This is a genomic window from Vibrio sp. QJM3NY_27 (assembly GCF_057785955.1).
Window position 1 is genome coordinate 1,382,344 of sequence record NZ_CM173512.1, and the last position, 20,413, is coordinate 1,402,756.

The following is a 20,413-nucleotide window of genomic DNA, read 5'->3' on the forward strand; positions in this document are numbered from 1 at the left end:
GTATCACTACAACATGAATATTATGAGGTTTTTTATGAGTACGGTCGTTGTATGGGGAGCAGGAAGTGGATTGGGTGCTGCAATTGTTGAGCATTTTCACAAACAAGATTATCAAGTGATAGCGATTGCGAGAAGCCCAGAGAAGAACACGCGCTTGGCTGAACTTGGTATCACCACACTGCGTTGTGATGCTACCGATAAAGAACAGGTTGAAGCTGTGGTCGCTCAATTACCTAAATCGGCACTGGTCGTTTCTAGTATGGGCAGCTTCAGAGCGGATGTTCCCGTTGATTATATTGGACACCGACATCTGACTGATGCGCTTGAAGCCAATGGTATCGCTCGATTTGTGCTGGTAACGTCGTTAGGTTGTGGTGACTCTTGGCAGTATTTGTCTGAGCGATCTAGAAAAGGGTTTGGCGCAGCGGTTCGTGAAAAGTCGTTGGCTGAAGCTTGGCTAACCTCGAGTTCTCTGGATTACACAATCTTACGTCCGGGTGGCTTGTTAGACGGCGAGGAGACTGGCAACGGTGAGCTGTCCCAGCAGGTCGAAGTTCATGGTGTGATTTACCGGCAAGAAGTGGCGCGCCTTATTGAAGCCTTGTTAACCAATGAAGCGAGCATTGGGCAGATCTATCAGTGTGTTGATCCTACGGTTAAATATGGGTAACGCTGTTAAGTCTGAATTTTAGTAAAGCCTTCAAGCTATATAGCTATAAGCTTATAAATCTATAAGCTTATAAATCGGTGAAGCCGTTTAGTGAAATTAAGTGGCTTCTGTTTACTTCCTTTGTCTTCTCTAATTCCTGTCTTTCTGATCTCTTTCTGCCTTTTTCTCATATGAGAGTGCCGCTCTCTTAATCTAGATTAAGTTTTCCCTAGTTTATTCTCTGTAGTATCCGCCTGAATCAGTGCCCATGCTTGATGGGTAACTCGCGTAACACGATTTTGAGAGGAAGACACTTGAGCACTTTGTTTACAGAAACCCACATTGGCAAGATGACACTAAAGAACCGCTTCATGAGAAGTGCAACGTGGGAAAATATGGCTACCGAAGATGGGCATATGACAGATAAACTGTACGCTATCTATGAAGAGTTGGCTCAAGGTGAAGTCGGCCTGATCGTGACGGGTTACGCGAACATCGTTGAAGAAGAAAAGCCGAATGCGGGCATGATGGGTATGTATAACGACTCATTCATTTCAGAGTATCAGAAGCTGACTCAACTGGTGCACGACAACGACTCTAAAATCGTGATGCAATTGGCTTATGGTGGCACCAAAACCACGCATGATCTTGGCGAGCGAGTAATCTACGCACCAAGTGAGGTCCCAGAAAAAGGAACTCAAACACTAGGCAAAGCGATGACCAAAGATGAGATCGACTACATTGTTGATGCCTTTGCTCAAGCGTCATTAAGAGCACAGAAGTCAGGTTTTGATGGCGTTGAAATTCATGCCGCTCACACTTACCTAATTAACCAGTTCTTAAGCCCTTATTACAACCAACGTGAAGATGAATACGGCGGTAGCTTAGAAAATCGTATGAGATTTTTGTTAGAGATCTATACCGCGACTCGTAAGCTAGTTGGCGATGATTTCCCAATCTTAGTTAAGCTTACAGCTTCTGAGTTTTTCGAGGGCGGAGTGACGTTTGATGAAACTCGCTTGGTGTGCAAGAAGCTCGAAGAAATTGGTGTGGATGGCATTGTTGTGTCAGGCAATATTCATGGCAAAGCAGACACTATGATTGGCGAGTCGCACGATGGTTTTACCATTCAGGCAGAAGGCTACTTCCAGGAGTATGGTCACGCAATCAGCCAAGACGTTAATATCCCAGTTATCACGGTTGGTGGCCTAACGGATTTTGATGCTATCGAAGCGATTGCAAACAATACTGGCATTGAATACTTCGCGCTTTCAAGACCGCTGCTTTCTGAACCCCATTTAGTTAAGCGTTGGAAAGAGGGTGACCGAAGCCCTGTTGAATGTGAGCGATGTTCTAAGTGTCGTACTAAGCGCGGTAACTTCTGTGTCGTGAACAAAGACAGAAAAGTACAACTTGCTCGCATGTAACCGCTGATCCTAGACCCAAGCGTAAGCCTAAATTTATAAGCGAGTCTAAGTTTGAGCCTGTGTAATCGTGCAGGCTCTTGTTCATGCCGTATTCTACGAAACGATATTTGAAACCTTATTAATCACATCTTCCTGTCAAATTGGTGCGACTAAACAGATACACTACGTCTGTAAATTATCCCACCAAGTTATCGATAAAAACTGAGCAAACTTTGAAATTACTTCCTCTTCTTAAGCAACCTCGAATCCACTGACGTCTCTTTAGTTTTAGCGACATTACGATTATTTTAACTGTGACTACACTATTGATGTATCAGGGCACCCAGTGCTACTACGTCAGCGAAGCTGTGCACGTTGAATCTGTATTGTCGAATATATTGATATTTAACTAATAAAGATTAATCAGAGGTAAAAATGCAAAACAAGCATTGGTCTAAATTCGAATTGCTGCATGAAGTAGTCAGCAACCCCAACATTCACATCAAAGGTCAACACAGTTACTACAGCGATTGCTGGGACAATGGGTTTGAAGGTTCAGTTGTCCGTTATCTTCATGGTGACGAAGTCAGTCGTCAGTGGGAGCCTCGTTGGGAAATCGACGAACTCTATATCGGTGACTATGTTTGTATCGGGGCAGAAGTGGTCATTCTCATGGGCGGTAACCATACCCACAGAGTCGACTGGTTTTCACTGTATCCATTTATGGATGTGATTGAAGACGCCTATATCGGCAAAGGCGATACCCATATTGAAGATGGGGTGTGGTTAGGCATGCGAGCGATGGTGATGCCCGGCGTTACGATTGGCGAAGGCGCTGTGGTTGCAGCGAATAGCGTTGTGACAAAAGACGTCGCACCCTACAGTATTGTTGGTGGTTCTCCAGCGAAGTTAGTTAAACACCGCTTTGATAATTCTGTTATCGAAGAACTGATTTCGATGAAAATATACGACTGGCCTGAAGAGAAGTTTGAGTCATTAAGAAAGCACTTGTGTGATTCGGATTTTACAAAGTTAAAGCAGGCGATTGAGGATTATGACAACAGATTGTAGAGCACGAATAGAACGGAAGATTTGTGTAGGAAGATCTGCGTCATAGTTATATTGAAAAACACGTTAAATCAGTCCGTTACCTTGCAATACTCAACATGGTGTACCAATCTTATTTCATAAGCATGGATAAGGATTGTGTATGCCCGCAAGTTCAATGAAAAACAAAGGGGTGGTAGGAAAAGTCCTACTGCCTTCTTTACTCATAAATCTTCTCTCTCTCGCCGTTCCGTTAACGGTTTTACAAATTTATGATCGTATTTTACCTAACCAAAGTTACGGTACTGCCACTTTGTTGTTGGCGGGTGCAGCGTTGGCTGTTGCCATGGAAGCATTGATCAGGTTTGTGCGTACTTGGCTTTTGTCAGCCGCGGCCAGCAATACCGAGAAAGCGACCTATCAAACCTTGGTTGAAAGAGTAACAACGGCTTCATCAGGCCATCTTCGCCACATTGGTGTTGGCGGTGTGGAAGAGGGGCTGGGCTCAGTATCAAAAGTCAAAGATTGGTATTCCGGTGGTGTGATTGCAGGCTTTATTGATTTACCTTTTGCATTGATCTTCTTGGGCTTAGTGGCTTACATCGGCGGTGAGCTGGTGGCGATACCTTTGGCAGTTTGGCTTATTACGCTCGGAATCGTTTGGTTATCTTCTATTCGCGTTAAAAGCTTAAGTGAAGAAGCCTCTCAAGATGAGCAGGAGCGAAAAGCGTTCTTGATTTTGCTGAGCCAAACCATTCAGGGAATCAAACGTCAGGCCGTTGAGTCTCGAATCTTCAATCAGTTTAAATCCCTCAATAATGTTCGTTCTCGGTCTAAAGCGAGAGAAGAAGAACAGAACGCCTTCGCCCAAGAGTGTATTCAACTTGCCGCATTAGCGACGTCAGTTTTACTGGTGATTACGGGGAGCTTGTGGGTGTTGGATGGGCAGTTAACTACTGGTGGATTAGCGGCATGTTCTATCTTGTCGGGCAGAGCCGTCGCACCTTTAAGTGCTTTGGTGGGAGTTCGAATTAAGCTTAATTCAATACACAGTGCTAATCAGGCAATAGAAAAGTTGAGTGACTTATCACTATCTGAGCCTTCAGATTCTGAGCAACCTAAGCTCTCTTTATATGACTTTGAGACGTTGGACATTAAGCAAGCGACCGTTGAAAGATACGGTGAACTCTCTCATGCTGATGTCACACTGAATAAAGGTGAGTTGGTATTGTTAGAGAGTGAGGATCGCCACACCAACAGTCATTTATTGTCGTCGATTGCAGGTATTGATGATCTAAAAGCGGGTGAGTGCTTCATTAACGGAGCTGCCGTTTCAATCGCATCGGTAACCAACATTGCTGCCTACTGTGGCGTTAAAGGACAGTTGGTGTCGGGGACCATTCTTGATAACTTGTGTGGCTTTGACCCTGAGAAAACGCAAAGCGCCAGTGACTATGCAAAGCGTTTGGGTTTAACCAAGGAAATTACTCGATTACCTGATGGACTAGAGACACAAATCGGCCATACGAGTGCTTCTTTGTTGAGTATGGGTAACGTGAAAATGCTCAATATCGCGGCTCAATTGGCAAGCGATAAACCCATAATCATGTTGGAAAGGCCGGATTCTTCACTTGATTTAGATGCCCTTGGAAACCTAGCTAAGGTTCTGGAAGAAGAAGTGACGGCAGGACGCACGATACTGATGGTGAGCTACCATTCTAAACTTCGCGAATTGGCTAATCGAATCATTATAGTGGAAAGTCGAGCTATTGCGGTCGCCAGCGAGAACAACCAGGAGGCTATCGTATGAATCGTTTAGATATTGGTAACCCTTCAGGTACGAACAACCGTGCAGATACCAGCGGTCGACAAGAGGTGATGAACCATTTAGAAACCGAGAGCCTTTCGGTTCTTAAGCAGTTGGAAGTTAATGCTAATATCCAGTTGTTCGCACATCAATGGGTTGATGAGAATGGCATTGAATCAATCGACGACATGTTCGCTATGTTCGATAGGCTTGCATTACCTTATCGCTTGGTTGCGAGCCTAGATGAAGTTGGTGAACACAAATTAGTATTACTGGTTCTTGGTGAACATGAGTTGATCTCCGGTCATTTAGAATCGAAGCAGTTTGTTGCCTTTAACGCAAATGAAGATATTACCGATGTCCCGCAGTTTTGTATTGTTATAGATGGTCCGCCATTAGAGAAGGCTTCTCCTGATTGGGTTGGCGAAAGATTACATGCATTTCGCCCCATTATTCCTAAATTACTGCTAGTCAGTTTTATCACTAACTTATTTGCGCTTGCCGTTCCTTTCATCACGATGTCAATTTATGACCATGTGATTGGCGGTGATGCAGGGCATGAGCTGCAAGGTATCGCCATTGGCGCGGCGTTGTTGTTTGTGATGATGGGTTGGTTAAGAACATTGCGTAGCCGAGTGTTTGCTTCAGTTTCCAACCGAGTAGGTCGTGAGATCTCTCAATCCCTCGTGCAGCGTCTGCTTCGAAATAGCTATGCTCAGAATCAGCAAACAGCCTCTTCTAGTCAACAAAACCAAGTGATGTTGTCGGAGCGTATTTCAGGTGTGCTTTCAGGGCCATTAGGAAATGCGCTGTTTGATCTGCCATTCATTCTAATTTTTGTACTTGCGATAGGTGTGTTAGGTGGGTGGTTAGTACTGGTTCCTATCGTTTCTTTGGTTCTTTATTACCTATTAGCTAAGCGTTCGATACGCTCAAGTAGCAAGCGCTCAATGCAATCGACGGTAGCAGGTACAAATCGTCAAAATATGACCAATGAATTGTCATCCAAGCTTGCCTTTATTCGCAGTGCCGGATTCTCAGAGCACTGGATTCAACGCTTCAAAAAGGCCAATCTTCTTGCTTCAACAGTGACCTTTAATCAATCGGTTCTCCAGAGCCGGTACACCTCGATTTACTATTTCATTGGGGTTGGTTCGACATTAGCCGTGATGGGGTTAGGTATAGGACTTATTTTTGAACAAGTGATGACCCCTGGTGGTTTGATTGCTTCAATGATGTTGATATCTAAGGTGACGGGTCCTGCTCAGGTGTTGGCAAACAGTGCGATGCGTTTTAATAGCTTTAATCAATCCAAACTGCAAGTGAACCGTATTTTGTCTCAGCCGTCTGAGCGTGAATTCAGTTACCAGCATCACCCGTTGCCTGTGGTAGCGCCTAGCTTGAAATTAGACCAAGTGACACTGCGCTATCCCAAACAGAGTCGCCCTGCCTTGAATGGTGTGAGCTTTGATATTGAAGCCGGTGAAATTGTCGCGATTACCGGCCCTTCTGGGAGCGGTAAATCAACATTAATTGAAGTGCTGTCTGGCTTGCAGCCTATCCAAAACGGCATGGTCGAGCTTGAAGGCGTTAACCTCGTCCAATACGACCCGCAGCTCTATCGTCACTGGTGTTTCATTCGAGCCGCTTATCCTGATTTGCTTACGCTGAGTATTCGAGAGTGGCTAAACGACGGCCATAAAGTCGAAGATCAGAAAATGATCTCTGCAATTGAAATGGTGGGAGGAAAGCGTTGGTTCGAGACATTGTCAGGTGGGCTAGACACTTCCATCAGCAGTATTCAGCCGGACAGCCTTTTTGACATGTTGTCTGGCAGCGTCGCGCAGATCCTCATTGACGCGAAAGCGCTGGTTTATGACTACCCTATGTTCTTAATGGATAATCCTGTGCCGGATGCTCACCCAAATGCTAAACGTATATTTGGTGAGTTTGTGCACTCGAAAAAAGGAAAAGCAACGGTGATCTACACGTCCCACGATCCGGATTTAATCAAGCTTGCCGATAAAGTAGTGGTATTAAATGAAGGTGCAGTGGTTTATGCCGGCCCATTAGAGCCGGAACAGTCTTCGAAGCAGGAGCAGCCTTCAGAACCTCAAGCTTCTCAAGAACCGCAGTTATCTGAGCAACCGTTATCTCAAGAGCTACAGCCGTCAACTCAAGATTCGTCTGCTCAACAAAATGCAGCCCAACAAGAACAATCAGAGTCTAAGCAAGGAGTCGCTAATGACTAAACAATCTATCGAGAAGGGCAAGCGCTACGGTGAACTTGTTGAATCACAAAATACGGCTCGTACATTGGCGCTGGCCACATGGTCGGTTGCCTTATGTGTTATTGCTTTTGCCACTTGGTCTGTCGTCACTCAAGTTGATGAAATCGCCAAAGCCAAAGGTGCTGTGATTCCGGAAGGCGAGAAGCAAGTATTACAAAGTGCGATTGGCGGTAAGTTAAAGCAAATTCTCGTAAAAGAAGGCCAGTTGGTTGAGAAAGGCCAGCCGCTTGTTGAGTTTGATGCCACTTTCCAGCGTACCGCCCTTGAAGAGCTCAAGTCTCAACAAGTGACGCTTCTAGCCAGTGTGGAACGTATGAATGCGCTGCTTGAGCAACGTGAGCCTAATCTTGCTGAATTCGAGGTCGATTACCCAGAGATCGTCAGCCAACAAAAGGCGCAGTTGAATGCGCAAAAAGCACTCTATTTTCAAAAGCGAGTGGTGCTTGAGAAAGAGAGTGAGCAAATTGCAGAACAGCTTCGTAGTGTAAAAAAGGCCTTGCCGAGTTATGAGAAAGAGTTGAATGCGACTAAGCAAGAGTTGAACATACTAGAAAAGGGTTATAAATCGGGCAACATTTCACGCTTACGTGTGCTTGAAATGCGTCAAAAACTGGCCAGCATTGAGCAGAAAATTGAAGAAGCTCGTGGTAAGAAGTCTGTATTGATTAGACAAGCTGACAGTAATGATCAAAAAATCATACAGCTTCTGGCGGAGGCGAAAGCTAAAGTGAGCGATGATCGTTCTAAAGCTGTCTCTGACTTGTCAGCCCTGAACGCCAGAGTACGTTCAAGCCAAGCGAAATTGACGAACACCATGTTAGTGTCGCCGCTACAAGGTTTGGTGCAAAGCCTGCCAAGTACACAGAACGGAGGTGTTATTCAGCCGGGTGGCACTGTGGTTGAAATTGTTCCTGTTGGTGGGAAAGCCGATTTTAAAGCCCGTTTGTCGCCAAGAGATATTGGTTTTGTGAGTGTAGGGCAGCCGACTCGTATCAAGATTGATGCGTTTGATTACAGCCGCTTTGGGGCGCTAAAAGGGGCGGTTGAGAGTATTTCACCGACCACAAGTCAAAGCGAACGTGGCGAGATCTATTATGAAGTCGTCGTCTCGGTGGATGTTCCTTATTTCCGTGATAATCCTGAGAGCTTTTCTATCTTGCCAGGTATGACGGGCGAGGTAGATATTACCACTGGTGAGAAATCTGTATTCCAGTATTTATGGAAACCGATCTACACCAATGTGAGTGTCGCATTTGGTGAAAGGTAATCGTTATAAAGAGTAGCTGGATAGTCAACGAATAAGAAAGTAGAAAAGTATAAAAGGGAGCACATCATGTGCTCCCTTTTTGGTTTTCATATTCTCTGTTTTGTATGTTGTTTAGAGAGAAACAACGGGGAGCAAGTAATGCTCCCTGTTGTGTTGGCTTTGAGTTTAAGCGGTAAGTTGCAAGCACTAAGCACTAAGCACTAAGCACTAAGCACTAAGCACTAAGCGTTAGGCAATAAGCACTTGATATGTGGAGTTATGAGTTAGGATCTATGTCCGGTAATCCATCGATATCGTGGTGGTGATGCTCATCATCCTGGTTATGGTTGATGTTTGCATCATGGTGTTCCAGCGCGTCTGACATATCCAAGTGCGCTTGGTCATGTGTTGCTGCATCTGGTTGGTCGACTTGTGCAAGTACGATATCCATATCCGCAGGTTGATCGTGAACCGTTGTCGATGTCGTGCCAGGCTTAATGCCTAGAGCATCCAGATAAGCGGCTGCACCATGGTGGCTGGTTTTCTCATCGGGTTCTTGATGGGTCTGCTGGGTTAAATCTAGATTACTATCATCGCTTAGTGTGACCGTAAAGTCGGCTTGCGAAGCCATGTCTGGTTCGTCATGTTGAACAGGAGGCGGTGGCGGTGGGGCAGGATGTGATGTATGGACGACAGGAGTGATCGTCATATCAACCACCTCGGTTCCAATTGTCAGCTTACCACTACCTCCTGGACCATGGCTGAGTATCTGGATGTTCACGTGGGCGATTACTTCATCTTGATTTGTCCCTTGCAGTGCCACTTCAAATTTATCCTCATGTTGGCCGACGCCCGAAGCGCTACCATGCGGCCCGGTGTGAACCTGAGCTTGCTCTTGGTAATGTAAGTGGCCAGTTTGAGGATCAATGGTTAATGTTCCATATTGCCCATGGTGGCTGGTGACATACTGTCCATTGGGTAAATGGATTCGCCAACCGCTTTGTGTTGTTGGTACCGGAGTTAAAGATGGTAACAGTGGTGGTACCCCAAGCGTGCCAGATACTTGGTGGCTTCCCGATGGCGGTCTGACAATGATCGGTTCAGGAATAGCGCTTGCAGCAAAACCTTGACTGCCTGCGGTATTACCGTGTTCGTCAGTCATTGTTGCTTGTACATTAGAACCCGGATGAACTTCAATTTGTATTCCGTGCTGTAGAGTATGAGCATCTAATACATGATCCTGACCGTTAACGACAAGATGCTCACCGATTTTGGCATCACCAGGAGGCGTAACGGTTGCTGTGATCGTGTTTGCTTGTCCTCGGGCGATTTCAGCTTTGCTGTATAAGTTGTCTGCCCCTGTGTTTTCAAAGGTAATCGTAGGAACGCTAACCTGTGTATCAACTTGGTAAGTAACATCTGCAGTGGCATGAGCGCTATTACCTGCGGTATCTGTTACCGCTATTGATGCCTCTATTTTTTGGTCAGCATCGGTAATGAGTTCACTGCCAGGTACAGCAATTGAATAGTGCCCATGTGAACCGACAACGCCAGTATGTTTTGTGCCATTTACATTTAAAGTCACAATGTCGCCTGCATTATAATCGCCAGAAACGGATCCGGTGATGTCAATGGAGCTGTTGGATTCTTGAGCATTAATCACATTGTCGGCGGTAATTGGGTCTGTTTGAATACCGACGTGTACTTGTGTATCTATATGGACGGAAAGAAGCGAAGATGTAGCCGGTAGCACTGACGAAGGAGCCAATGCTTTGGCGGATAGATTATGATCGCCCTCCGATAAGCTGCTTACGGCAACACTATATTGGCCAGAGGCATCAGATACCGAGTGTCCAACGGGTGTGGAACCATCGTAAATCGTGACTTTCGAGAATGGAATATCAGTGTGTCCGGTAATCGTTGGGGTAGTGTCGTTGGTCAGGTTGTCAGTTTGCGATGAACCTGAATCGCTTGTTGACGCGAGACCCAGAGTAACGGTGTTCGTTGGCGCGACGTTAGTGCCTGAAGGCAAGGTTGGTTGCGTCGCAGTTACCACAGGTTGGTGCGGAACAGTCGTCGAGGTGACTAAGCTACCCGTTGGTGACATGGTGACATGTCCCGAGGCATCAAAGGTGATGAATTTCGAATCTTCAGTATGGCCGTCACTGACTTTTACTTCGAATACATCGACACCATGATAGGAGTTGGTGGCAGAGTTATAACTCATTCCTGTGATAGACGTATTTGGTGTGTAGATGTAGTCACCAGTGTTTGGATCGACCGACAATGAACCGAATTGCCCTGTTGAACTGACGACAGAGAAGGTATGAGTGTCGTTCACGTCGACATCTGTCTCTGTTAATGTACCTGCTGTTGATGATGTCTGGTTAACGCCGAGAATCGGTGCGTCGTTGGTGCCGGTAATGGTAACCACGATATCATGGTGCGTGCCATCTGCAGATTGAACCGTGATGGTTTCAGTGTCTGTCTGACCTTCGCCAAGCTGTTGAACTATAGGATGGTTGTTGTCAAGGTCGTAAGTCCAGTGACCATTTACATCGATATGAGCGTGTCCATAGCCTTTGCTTCCGGCTATTCCAGCTCCGCCCTGTACCGCGGTAAACCCTGCGGTTCCATCAGGGTCACTCGCCGTCAATGTACCTGAAGCTTGAAGTGTTATGTCTTCTTTTGCCACTCCTGTGGAGTCTCCACTGAATGTTGCAGGGTCAGCGACACTCGCTATATTAATGAGTATTGACCCTTCTTTTGAATCAAGATGACCATCGTTTGCGGTAAATTGCACCCCTCCTAATCCGCTGACACCAGAACTAAAGTAGTTGTGAGTTGGGGTGAAGATGAGTGATGAAACGTCGGAGGCGCTGACGTCATCACCAACATTCACTGTGGCGCCATTCAGCGATAACACGCCATGGGCGACATTGGTAATCGTGATGTGGTTTAACGCATCTCCATCAATATCAGAATATTTAAAGTCTGCGGTGGTGAACGCATGAGGCTTATCTTCTAAAGAACTAATAAAACTCGATCCAACGATAGGTGCATCATTGACTGCATTGACATCCACTACCATCGTTGCGTTTGCCGAATTTTTATGGCCATCATTCGCAGTAAATGTAAATTGCGCATAGTTGGCGCCGTTTTCATTATTGATCGGCGTGAAAGTTAAATGGCCTGCGTCTAAGTCAGCCTTGCTGATTTGCTGGTTGGCGGTTACGGCGTTACCGTTTAGAAGTAATAATCCATGACTCGGTATGCTGCTAATAGTCACGAACTGTAACGTGTCGCCATCTTGATCACTGTAACCAAATTCACTGGTTGTAAAGGTTCTGGTGATGTCTTCATTTGTAGAAACGGTTTGCCCTGTCACCGTTGGCGCATGTTGTAGAGGAAGGGTGACTTCAATAGAGAGAGAATTTTGAGAAGAGTCTCCTATTGGGTTACCGCCATCATCGCCGACGCGATAAACCATACTTGGCACTTTACCTGTAAAGCCAGCTTCCGGGGTGAAGGTATAATGACCATTCGCTTCGATCGCGAGTGTACCGATACCGGCCATAGTATGTGGTTGCCCCGGCCTTACCGCGACATAACCTGACACCGGGTCTTTTATTTGAATATCTTGCAACACCAGATGTGCGTTGGAATCGGTGTCTGTTGCTGCACCACTCAATCCTTGATCCGTCCCAGAGCCAGTAAGTAGATTCCCTTCAACTGGGCCACTATGTTGAACACCAGAATCACTGAGGCTGTGTAGAACAGGATCATCGGTGGTCCCGTTAATAGTGACGGTAATTGAATGCTTGGTACCGTCTTTTGATGTGACTTCAATGCTATCTGTGAGTGTTTGTCCATTGTCTAAGTCTTGAATCGGCGTACTCTTGTTGTCTGCTTTATAAACCCATGTCCCAGTACTAGTGATGTCGAAATGACCATAGGTTCCATCCAGAGATATTTTCGGTTGCCCTTTAAGATCTAATGCAGCTTCGCCATGACCATCAGCGTCAGAAACAATCAGGTGCCCATGGCAAGAAAGGGCATCTGGAATAGTTGCTGACCCCGTGATATGCGCGTTGTGGTGAATGTTTGTATCTTCTTTTATGCTACTGGAGTCACCGGTAAATGTGGCGGCATCATTAACAGCAGCAAGAGACGTGTTTGCTCCTGTATGAGCTATGCCACCGTGTCTATCGGCAACATCGTAAGTAAAGTGGACCGTTCCGTTGTAATTAGGGTCGGGGTTAAAGGTAAAACTACCATCTGAATTTGATACTAAGCTACCGTGGTCTGCAGTTAAGTTTTGAACGTGTAACCAACCTCTATCGTTAGTATCAACATTGGTAGCATTGGCGATTAATTCAGCTTGCGTAATATGTATTGAAGTATCTTCCTTGCCTGAAGGTAAAGTGACTTCTCCACTGACTGTTGGTGCATCATTATTGCCATGCACAACAACCGATACGCTTTTCGATACATGGCTACCATCAGTAGATACTGCCTCAACCGTAAAGTGTTCCCAATACTCGTCGCCGTCTCCTAGTTTTGTTGCTTTGTTCTGGTCAACGTTATAATGCCATTGTCCATCTGCACTTAGGTGGAACGTACCGTACTGGCCATTAAGGCCTGCTGTTGGTGTTTGTGTCCAACTCACCGTATCGTGAAGGTCGACATCGTGGGCTATTACGCTGCCGGAAACTGAAGCGCCTGTTTGGGCATTTTCTACGACATGGCCAAGTTCTGACTTGGAATCGATTATGATCCCATCCTCTGTGCCGTTTACCTTAACCGTAATAGGAAACTCAGTACCGTCGGTTGCTATTAGCTTTATAGATTCGGTTAATGATTCACCATGCTTTAATTCTTGAACGTGAACATTATTATTGTCGCCAATATAACTCCAAGAATGCTCACCTTTGTGAGATCCACTTGCGATAGTGTGGAACTGGAATTTGCCATAAGGAGTCGTTACATCTAGGTTACTGCCTATATTCCATGTGTATTGTTTGCCTGCAAATTCGACAGTGACTTGAGTATTAGGGCTGTCTACATCAGTAACTTGTAGCGCTTGCCAATCTACAGCATCCATAATATTGGCATTCGTAGACATATGAGTGGCGATATCTTCAGTTGCAACACCATGATCAACACCAGAAATAATGGTTTTGTCATCGACTGCCGCAAGTGTCGTACTCGCTCCGGTATGTGTAACACCGCCATGCGCATCTGTGACGTCATAGCTAAAATGAACTTGTCCGTTATAGTCTTTGGTTGGAGTAAAAGTGTAGGTGCCGTCTTTGTTATCGACTACAGAGCCGTGATCGACTAACAGATTCGCAACGGTGAGTTTGCCTAGGTCGTTGCTATCCACGTCTATAGTGTTTGCTAAGAGTTCGGTGGCCGTGATGGTTTGCGCGAGGTCTTCCTTACCGCTGTTGAGCTGCACTTCTGAAGAGCAGTATGGACGGTCGTTGTCGCCATGAATGGTGATAACAATATCATGATTAGTACCGTCTTTACTTTGTATCGTTATCGTATCAGTGAGTGTCTCATTTGCACCAAGTTGATCAATCGTCGATCCTACATTTGTTGTTAATCCACCATTTACATCAGCAGTGCCGGTCGCAACACCATAAAACCATTTACCATCTGTATTAAGAATCAAATGGCCATATTTTCCATGATAGGTATAACCAATACCTTTAGAATCAAAACTATTCTCGCCGGTATCTGGATCGATGATTGTTAGTTGCCCCTCAACATGAATCATACTATTAGTTAAATGCGCCATACCTGACTGGGCAAAGTCTGGCGACATATCAGGGTTTCTGTTTTCATAAACATCGCCAGTATCCACACCTGATATAACGGCTTTATCTCCCACCGCATCAATATGAAGTGTGTTGGTAGCCTCTGCAGAGTCGGTATGCCCATCGTTAACAGTATATTTAAACTGAACATCGCCATTAAAATCTTGCGCAGGAACGAACTGAAGTTTAGTGATGTCAGCTGTAGAGATGTGTTGCCCCGCTGTAACATCGTGTCCATCAAGCACAAACTTACCTTGTGTTGCTGGTGGTAGATCTGTGATTGCTATGGAATGTAGCGTATCGCCTGTGTCGATATCACTGAATCCAAACTGACTAGATTGCATTTGGTAATGTGTATCTTCAGTGCCGTTACTTAGCGCAACTTGGGTAACGGTTGGCGCGTCATTGGTGCCAACAACGTCTATGTGCAACTCGTATGCCGTTCCATCATAACTATGAACACGGTAGACAACGGTTTCAGTTTGCCCTTGAGCAAGGTGTTGCAAATTGGCATTATTAACGCTGTACCCCCAATTGCCCATTCTATCAATACGTAACATGCCACCAAACGGATCGTGAACTGCTGATTCACCAAACTGGCTGTACTGGAATTTATTCTCCCCGCTATCTGGATCCACAACTTGTAGTCTTCCATTCGCGAGCTCAGTTGTAACCCCTGCATTGTGGCTGCTGTGTGCCCCATCTTCAGTGACGTGGTCAGTTGTCACTTCTGAAATGATGGCGCTGTCTGGGGTAGCCGTGAGTGTGGTAGACGCCCCTGTATGAGTCGTTCCGCCATGCGCATCTGTCACGTCATAGCTAAAATGAACCTGACCGTTATAGTCTTTGGTTGGGGTAAAAGTGTATGTGCCGTCTTGATTATCTAGAATAGAACCATGATCAGCGTGAAGATTCGCAACGGTGAGTTTGCCTAGGTCGTTGCTATCCACGTCTATAGTGTTTGCTAAGAGTTCGGTGGCTGTGATGGTTTGCGCGAGGTCTTCTTTACCGCTGTTGAGCTGCACTTTTGAAGAGCAGTATGGACGGTCATTGCTACCGTTTATGGTAATTACAATATCGTGCGTAGTGCCATCTATAGAATGGACAGTGATGGTGTCAGTTAACGTATCACCTTTACCAAGTTGGTCGATGGCGGTCCCTCTGGTGGTTGGTCGCCCACCAATATGACTGACACTGCCTGCATCGGCAACGTAATGCCAACTACCATCAGGGTTTAAAATTAAATCACCATAAGTACCATGGTAGTTATAGGCATTGGTGTGGGAAGCAAAACCTTGTTCGCCTTTATCTGCGTCAACAATGGTTAATTGTCCATCGGCATATAAAACACTATTTCCCAGTGTTGCCATTCCGGAGTGAGCAAAATCGGGTGACATATTATCACCCGCTGTTTTTTCAATGACAGAACCCGTATCCACACCACCAATAATGGCGGCATCACCAGTACCAGTAATAGTAATGGTTAGGTTTTCTGTTGAGCTGCTGTTGTGCTCATCAGTGATTGTGACTGGAATCGTAAGGGTTTGAGTTTGTTTATCTGCCAGATGTTGGTAGGTACTATTCGAAGGATCAAAGCTGTAGCTACCGTCTTTATTTAAGGTCAATCCATCTACAGGATTTGCTACTGAATAAGTTAACTGGGCACCATTATCGATATCTGAGCCGACCATTTGACCTTGGAGTAATTGCCCATCTTCGGTAACCGAGTGCGATTGCGCAGCAATAGTTGGTTTATCGTTGGTTCCATTAATCGTAACTCTGATTGTTGATGGAGTACCATCGATGGAAGAGATAGTGAAAGTTTCTTCGACTTTATCGCCAACGTTCAGTTGATTGAATGCGCTGTTGGCGGTGAACGTCCAGTGACCATTGGCGTCAATAGTTAAGTCGCCATTGGTGCCAGTAATGGAGTCCGGCGTGAACGTATTATCGGGGTTATCGACATCGGTACTGGTTAGGGTACCTGAGGTGATTACTGCTTTGTCAGTCTCATCCACACTTACCGTTGTGGTACTGACCGTCGCTTTATCATTGGTGCCATTAATTGTCACTTTGATCGTTGACGGTGTGCCATCAATAGACGACACCGTAAAGGTTTCTTCGACTTTGTCACCGACGTTTAATTGATTAAACGCACTGTTGGCGGTGAATGTCCAATGGCCATTGGCATCAATGGTGAGATCACCATTAGATCCAACAATGGAGTCTGGTGTAAATGTGTTATCTGGATTATCAACATCGGTACTAGTCAATGTTCCTGAAGTAGTTACCGCTTTGTCGGTTTCACCCACACTGACTGTTGCTGTACTGACGGTGGCTTTATCATTGGTGCCATTAATCGTCACTTTGATTGTTGATGGGGTACCATCGATGGAAGAGACAGTGAACGTCTCTTCGACTTTATCGCCAACGTTTAATTGATTGAACGCGCTGTTGGCGGTGAAGATCCAATGACCATGGGCGTCGATGTTTAGGTTGCCGTTCGTGCCAATGATGGAATCTGGCGTGAACGTATTGTCTGGGTTGTCTACATCGGTACTGGTGAGGGTTCCAGAAGTTGTTACAGCGCTGTCCGTTTCATCCACACTTACAGTTGCGGTACTGACCGTCGCTTTATCATTGGTACCATTAATCGTGACTTTTATGGTCGAGTGTGTGCCATCTACAGACGACACAGTAAAGGTTTCTTCGATTTTATCGCCGACGTTCAATTGATTAAACGCACTGGTGGCGGTGAACGTCCAATGACCATTGGCATCAATAGTGAGATCACCGTTAGTGCCTGTAATGGAATCCGGCGTAAACGCATTATTTGGGTTATCAACGTCGGTACTGGTCAATGTTCCTGATGTTGTTACCGCTGTATCGGTTTCATCAACTACGACTGTTGCGCTACTGACGGTGGCTTTATCATTGGTGCCATTAATCGTCACTTTGATAGTCGAGGGTGTGCCATCAACCGAAGTTACCGTGAAGGTTTCTTCGATCTTATCGCCAACGTTTAGTTGATTAAACGCGCTGTTGGCGGTGAAATTCCAGTGACCCGTGGCATCAATGGTCAGGTCGCCGTTAGTGCCTGAAATAGAATCTGGCGTAAACGTATTGTCTGGGTTATCCACGTCGGTACTGATTAGGGTGCCTGAGGTGATTGCTGCTTTGTCAGTCTCATCGATGGCAACGGTCGCACTGCTGACAGTTGCGACGTCGTTAGTACCGTTAATCGTCACCTTGATGGTGGACGGTGTGCCATCTACAGACGACACCGTGAAGGTTTCTTCGACCTTGTCGCCGACGTTCAATTGATTAAACGCGCTGTTGGCGGTGAACACCCAATGACCATTAACGTCAATGGTAAGGTTGCCGTTGGTACCTGAAATGGAGTCCGGCGTAAACGTATTGTCTGGGTTATCGACGTCGGTGCTGGTTAGCGTGCCTGACGTGGTTACCGCTTTGTCGGTTTCGTCCACACTTACAGTTGCGGTACTGACCGTCGCTTTATCATTGGTGCCATTAATCGTGACTTTTATGGTTGAGGGTGTGCCATCAATAGACGAGACAGTGAAGGTCTCTTCGACCTTATCGCCGACGTTTAGTTGATTAAACGCGCTGTTGGCTGTGAACACCCAATGTCCACTAACATCAATAGTGAGATCACCATTAGCTCCAACAATGGAGTCTGGCGTAAATGTATTATCTGGATTATCAACATCGGTGCTGGTCAACGTTCCTGATGTTGTTACTGCTTTGTCGGTTTCATCGATGGCAACGGTCGCACTGCTTACCGTCGCCTTATCATTGGTGCCATTAATCGTAATTTTGATGGTGGATGTTGTGCCATCTACAGACGACACCGTAAAGATTTCTTCGACTTTATCGCCGACATTCAACTGATTAAACGCGCTGTTGGCGGTGAAGGTCCATTGGCCATTAGCACCAATGGTGAGGTTGCCGTTGGTGCCAGTAATCGAATCCGGCGTGAACGCATTGTCTGGGTTATCGACGTCGGTACTGGTCAATGTTCCTGATGTCGTTACCGCTTTGTCGGTTTCATCGATGGCAACGGTCGCACTGCTGACAATAGCTTTGTCATTAGTGCCATTTACTGTGATAGTCACTTGATGCGGCGTGCCATCAGCAGAATGAACGGTGATGGTGTCGGTAGCGGTTGCTCCTTTGCCCAATGATTGAACGTTAGGATTTGTATTATCAAGATCGTACGTCCAAGAACCAGTATCAGTCAGATGAAGCGTACCAAACGAGCCTACGATATCGGTGTTGGAGAAGTGTGCCTCGCCAGTATCCACATCCGTTACCGCAAGTGTGCCCGAGGTCTGAAGTTGGGACTCTTCGGTTACCACGCCGGCACTGGTTCCGCTTATCACGGCTTTATCATTGGTGCCGTTAACGGTAATAGTGATTTGATGAGGAGTGCCGTCGGCGGAATGGATGGTTATGATATCTGTTGTCGAAGAACCTTTACCAAGAGCCTGAACTTGTGGTTTTTTATTATCTAGGTCATAGCTCCAATCGCCATTGTCTTTAAGGTGTAAAGTACCCAGTGTCCCCTTGAGGTCGGAATTAGAAAAATGCGCCTCTTTTGAGTCGATATCGGTGATGTTGAGTTGGCCCGAAACCGTTAGGTCTTTATCTTCAGTAACTTGGCTTGAGCCATTACTTTTCCCGATAGCGAAAAACGAACTTGGTGAATTTGCTGTACTACTCGTGATTACCGCATGGTCGTTGGTGCCATTAATCGTAACCGTAACTTGATGTGCTGTGCCATCGGCAGAGTGAACAGTGACGATGTCTGTCGCTGTTGATCCTTGGCCAAGTCCTTGAACTACAGGGTTATTGTTATCTAAATTGTATGTCCATGCACCGTCTTTGGTGATGCTTAGCGTACCGAAATTACTAGTCACTTGTGAGGCTTGAAAGTGGTCCTCTCCAAGATCAGAGTCCGTCACCGAAAGCTGTCCTTGGATTTGTGTCGTTAAATCTTCAGTTACCGTGCCAGCATCTACACCTGTGATAACGGCGTTGTCGTCGTTGCCGCCAATTGTCATATCGATTGTTTGAGGCGTGCCATCTTTGGTGTGAATAGTGAAGCTTTCGTGCAATGAAGTGGCTGCGGTTAACGCTTGAACATTCGAAAGAGAGTTGTCAACTTGATACTGCCAGTGTCCATCAGCATCGATAGTTAATGAACCATATTTTCCTGAGATAACTTCCGGCGTAACCGAACTTTCATTTTGGTCAGGGTCTATGACATCGATTTTGCCGTTCGCATGTAACAAACCTTGTGAATCAATATTGTGATCTTCTGTTACGACACCTGTTAGGTCTCCAGAAATATTTGGCGTGTCTTGCTTACCTGTTACCGGTATCTGAACAATGATGCTCGAGCCATTAGATAGATGTAACGCAAAATGGTCAGTACCTGGTTGGTGCTGATTTAACAGGATGTATTGAGGAGAATTTGGATTCAATATGAATGTGTATTGACCATTTGCATCAACATGAAGCTCTCCGTACGTACCTTTTATGACTTCTGGCATGAAGGTGACGGGTAAAGCGGGCGTCGTAGGCGCATTCGAATGAGTCGGCTGACCGTTACTTCCTGAGGAGATAGTCGGCATCGATACCGAAGGAATGTAATGGACTTGCGGGTGAGGAAGCGTCGACAAATGATGAGAAGGAACCAAGTGAGAGCTCGAACCATGGGGGGCATGACTTGCACTTAAGCTCGAGTTTACATCGCTGTCACTTGTCTGAGCTTCTTGATGAGCAACCGCAGATGAGTCCGCCTTGCTATGGTCATCGGTGACATCTTTTTCGGTCACGTTATTTGCGGTTACTTGATCTGCAGCGTCGCTGGAATTGTCTATACTTTCGGCAGCAGCGTGTTTAGCCAATGATGGCAAAATCATCATGAGTGACTGAAAAAGTGGGATATTCACTTTTAGATGTGAATGCAGTCTGCGCTTCTTTCTTTGTGTTGGTTTCTTTTGTTCTAGCTCGTTACTTTTTTTATTTTTGATTTCTGTATTTTTCTTGTCTGTTTCGACGTTTTTTTTGTTAGCCATTTTTATCATCCGTGAATCGTGGTTGCACTATTTTAAGT

At 45.8% G+C, this 20,413-nt stretch carries 7 protein-coding genes; 6 read left to right on the forward strand and 1 reads right to left on the reverse strand.

Features of this window, described 5'->3' with window-relative positions; genetic code table 11:
* Window positions 1-34 precede the first annotated feature (34 nt).
* The 6 genes from AC3CIA_RS21750 (at window position 35) to AC3CIA_RS21775 (ending at window position 8,467) form a co-directional block, all read left to right on the forward strand.
* On the forward strand, window positions 35-670 hold the full coding sequence (locus tag AC3CIA_RS21750; RefSeq protein ID WP_428784799.1) for an SDR family oxidoreductase: 636 nt from the start codon (window positions 35-37) through the stop codon (window positions 668-670).
* 293 nt (window positions 671-963) lie between these two features.
* The gene (locus AC3CIA_RS21755; protein WP_054545620.1) at window positions 964-2,076 is read left to right on the forward strand and encodes an NADH:flavin oxidoreductase; all 1,113 of its coding nucleotides are present in this window, start codon (window positions 964-966) and stop codon (window positions 2,074-2,076) included.
* Between the two features lie 414 nt (window positions 2,077-2,490).
* Complete coding sequence (locus AC3CIA_RS21760; RefSeq protein WP_054545619.1) at window positions 2,491-3,126, forward strand: CatB-related O-acetyltransferase; 636 nt, start codon at window positions 2,491-2,493, stop codon at window positions 3,124-3,126.
* A gap of 139 nt (window positions 3,127-3,265) precedes the next feature.
* Window positions 3,266-4,912, forward strand: coding sequence for an ABC transporter transmembrane domain-containing protein (locus AC3CIA_RS21765; RefSeq protein ID WP_488519053.1), 1,647 nt, complete (start codon window positions 3,266-3,268; stop codon window positions 4,910-4,912).
* Window positions 4,909-7,161, forward strand: a complete 2,253-nt coding sequence (locus AC3CIA_RS21770; protein ID WP_488519054.1) for an ABC transporter transmembrane domain-containing protein — start codon at window positions 4,909-4,911, stop codon at window positions 7,159-7,161. Before AC3CIA_RS21765 ends, AC3CIA_RS21770 begins: the two co-directional genes overlap by 4 nt.
* Window positions 7,154-8,467: an HlyD family type I secretion periplasmic adaptor subunit gene (locus tag AC3CIA_RS21775; RefSeq protein WP_054545616.1), complete on the forward strand. Its 1,314-nt coding sequence runs from the start codon at window positions 7,154-7,156 to the stop codon at window positions 8,465-8,467. The genes AC3CIA_RS21770 and AC3CIA_RS21775 overlap by 8 nt, the downstream gene beginning before the upstream one ends.
* Before the next feature lie 256 nt (window positions 8,468-8,723).
* Here the strand turns inward: AC3CIA_RS21775 and AC3CIA_RS21780 are convergent, their stop codons facing one another.
* Window positions 8,724-20,375 carry a VCBS domain-containing protein gene (locus AC3CIA_RS21780; protein WP_488519055.1) on the reverse strand — a complete coding sequence of 3,884 codons (11,652 nt, stop codon included), beginning with the start codon at window positions 20,373-20,375 and terminating at the stop codon, window positions 8,724-8,726.
* Between the last annotated feature and the right edge of the window lie 38 nt (window positions 20,376-20,413).

Bases quoted from the DNA above. Each gene is read 5' to 3' on its own strand.
- AC3CIA_RS21750 (WP_428784799.1), top strand. From the start codon at position 35: ATGAGTACGGTCGTTGTATGGGGAGCAGGAAGTGGATTGGGTGCTGCA.
- AC3CIA_RS21760 (WP_054545619.1), top strand. From the start codon at position 2,491: ATGCAAAACAAGCATTGGTCTAAATTCGAATTGCTGCATGAAGTAGTC.
- AC3CIA_RS21765 (WP_488519053.1), top strand. From the start codon at position 3,266: ATGCCCGCAAGTTCAATGAAAAACAAAGGGGTGGTAGGAAAAGTCCTA.
- AC3CIA_RS21770 (WP_488519054.1), top strand. From the start codon at position 4,909: ATGAATCGTTTAGATATTGGTAACCCTTCAGGTACGAACAACCGTGCA.
- AC3CIA_RS21775 (WP_054545616.1), top strand. From the start codon at position 7,154: ATGACTAAACAATCTATCGAGAAGGGCAAGCGCTACGGTGAACTTGTT.
- AC3CIA_RS21780 (WP_488519055.1), bottom strand. From the start codon at position 20,375: ATGGCTAACAAAAAAAACGTCGAAACAGACAAGAAAAATACAGAAATC.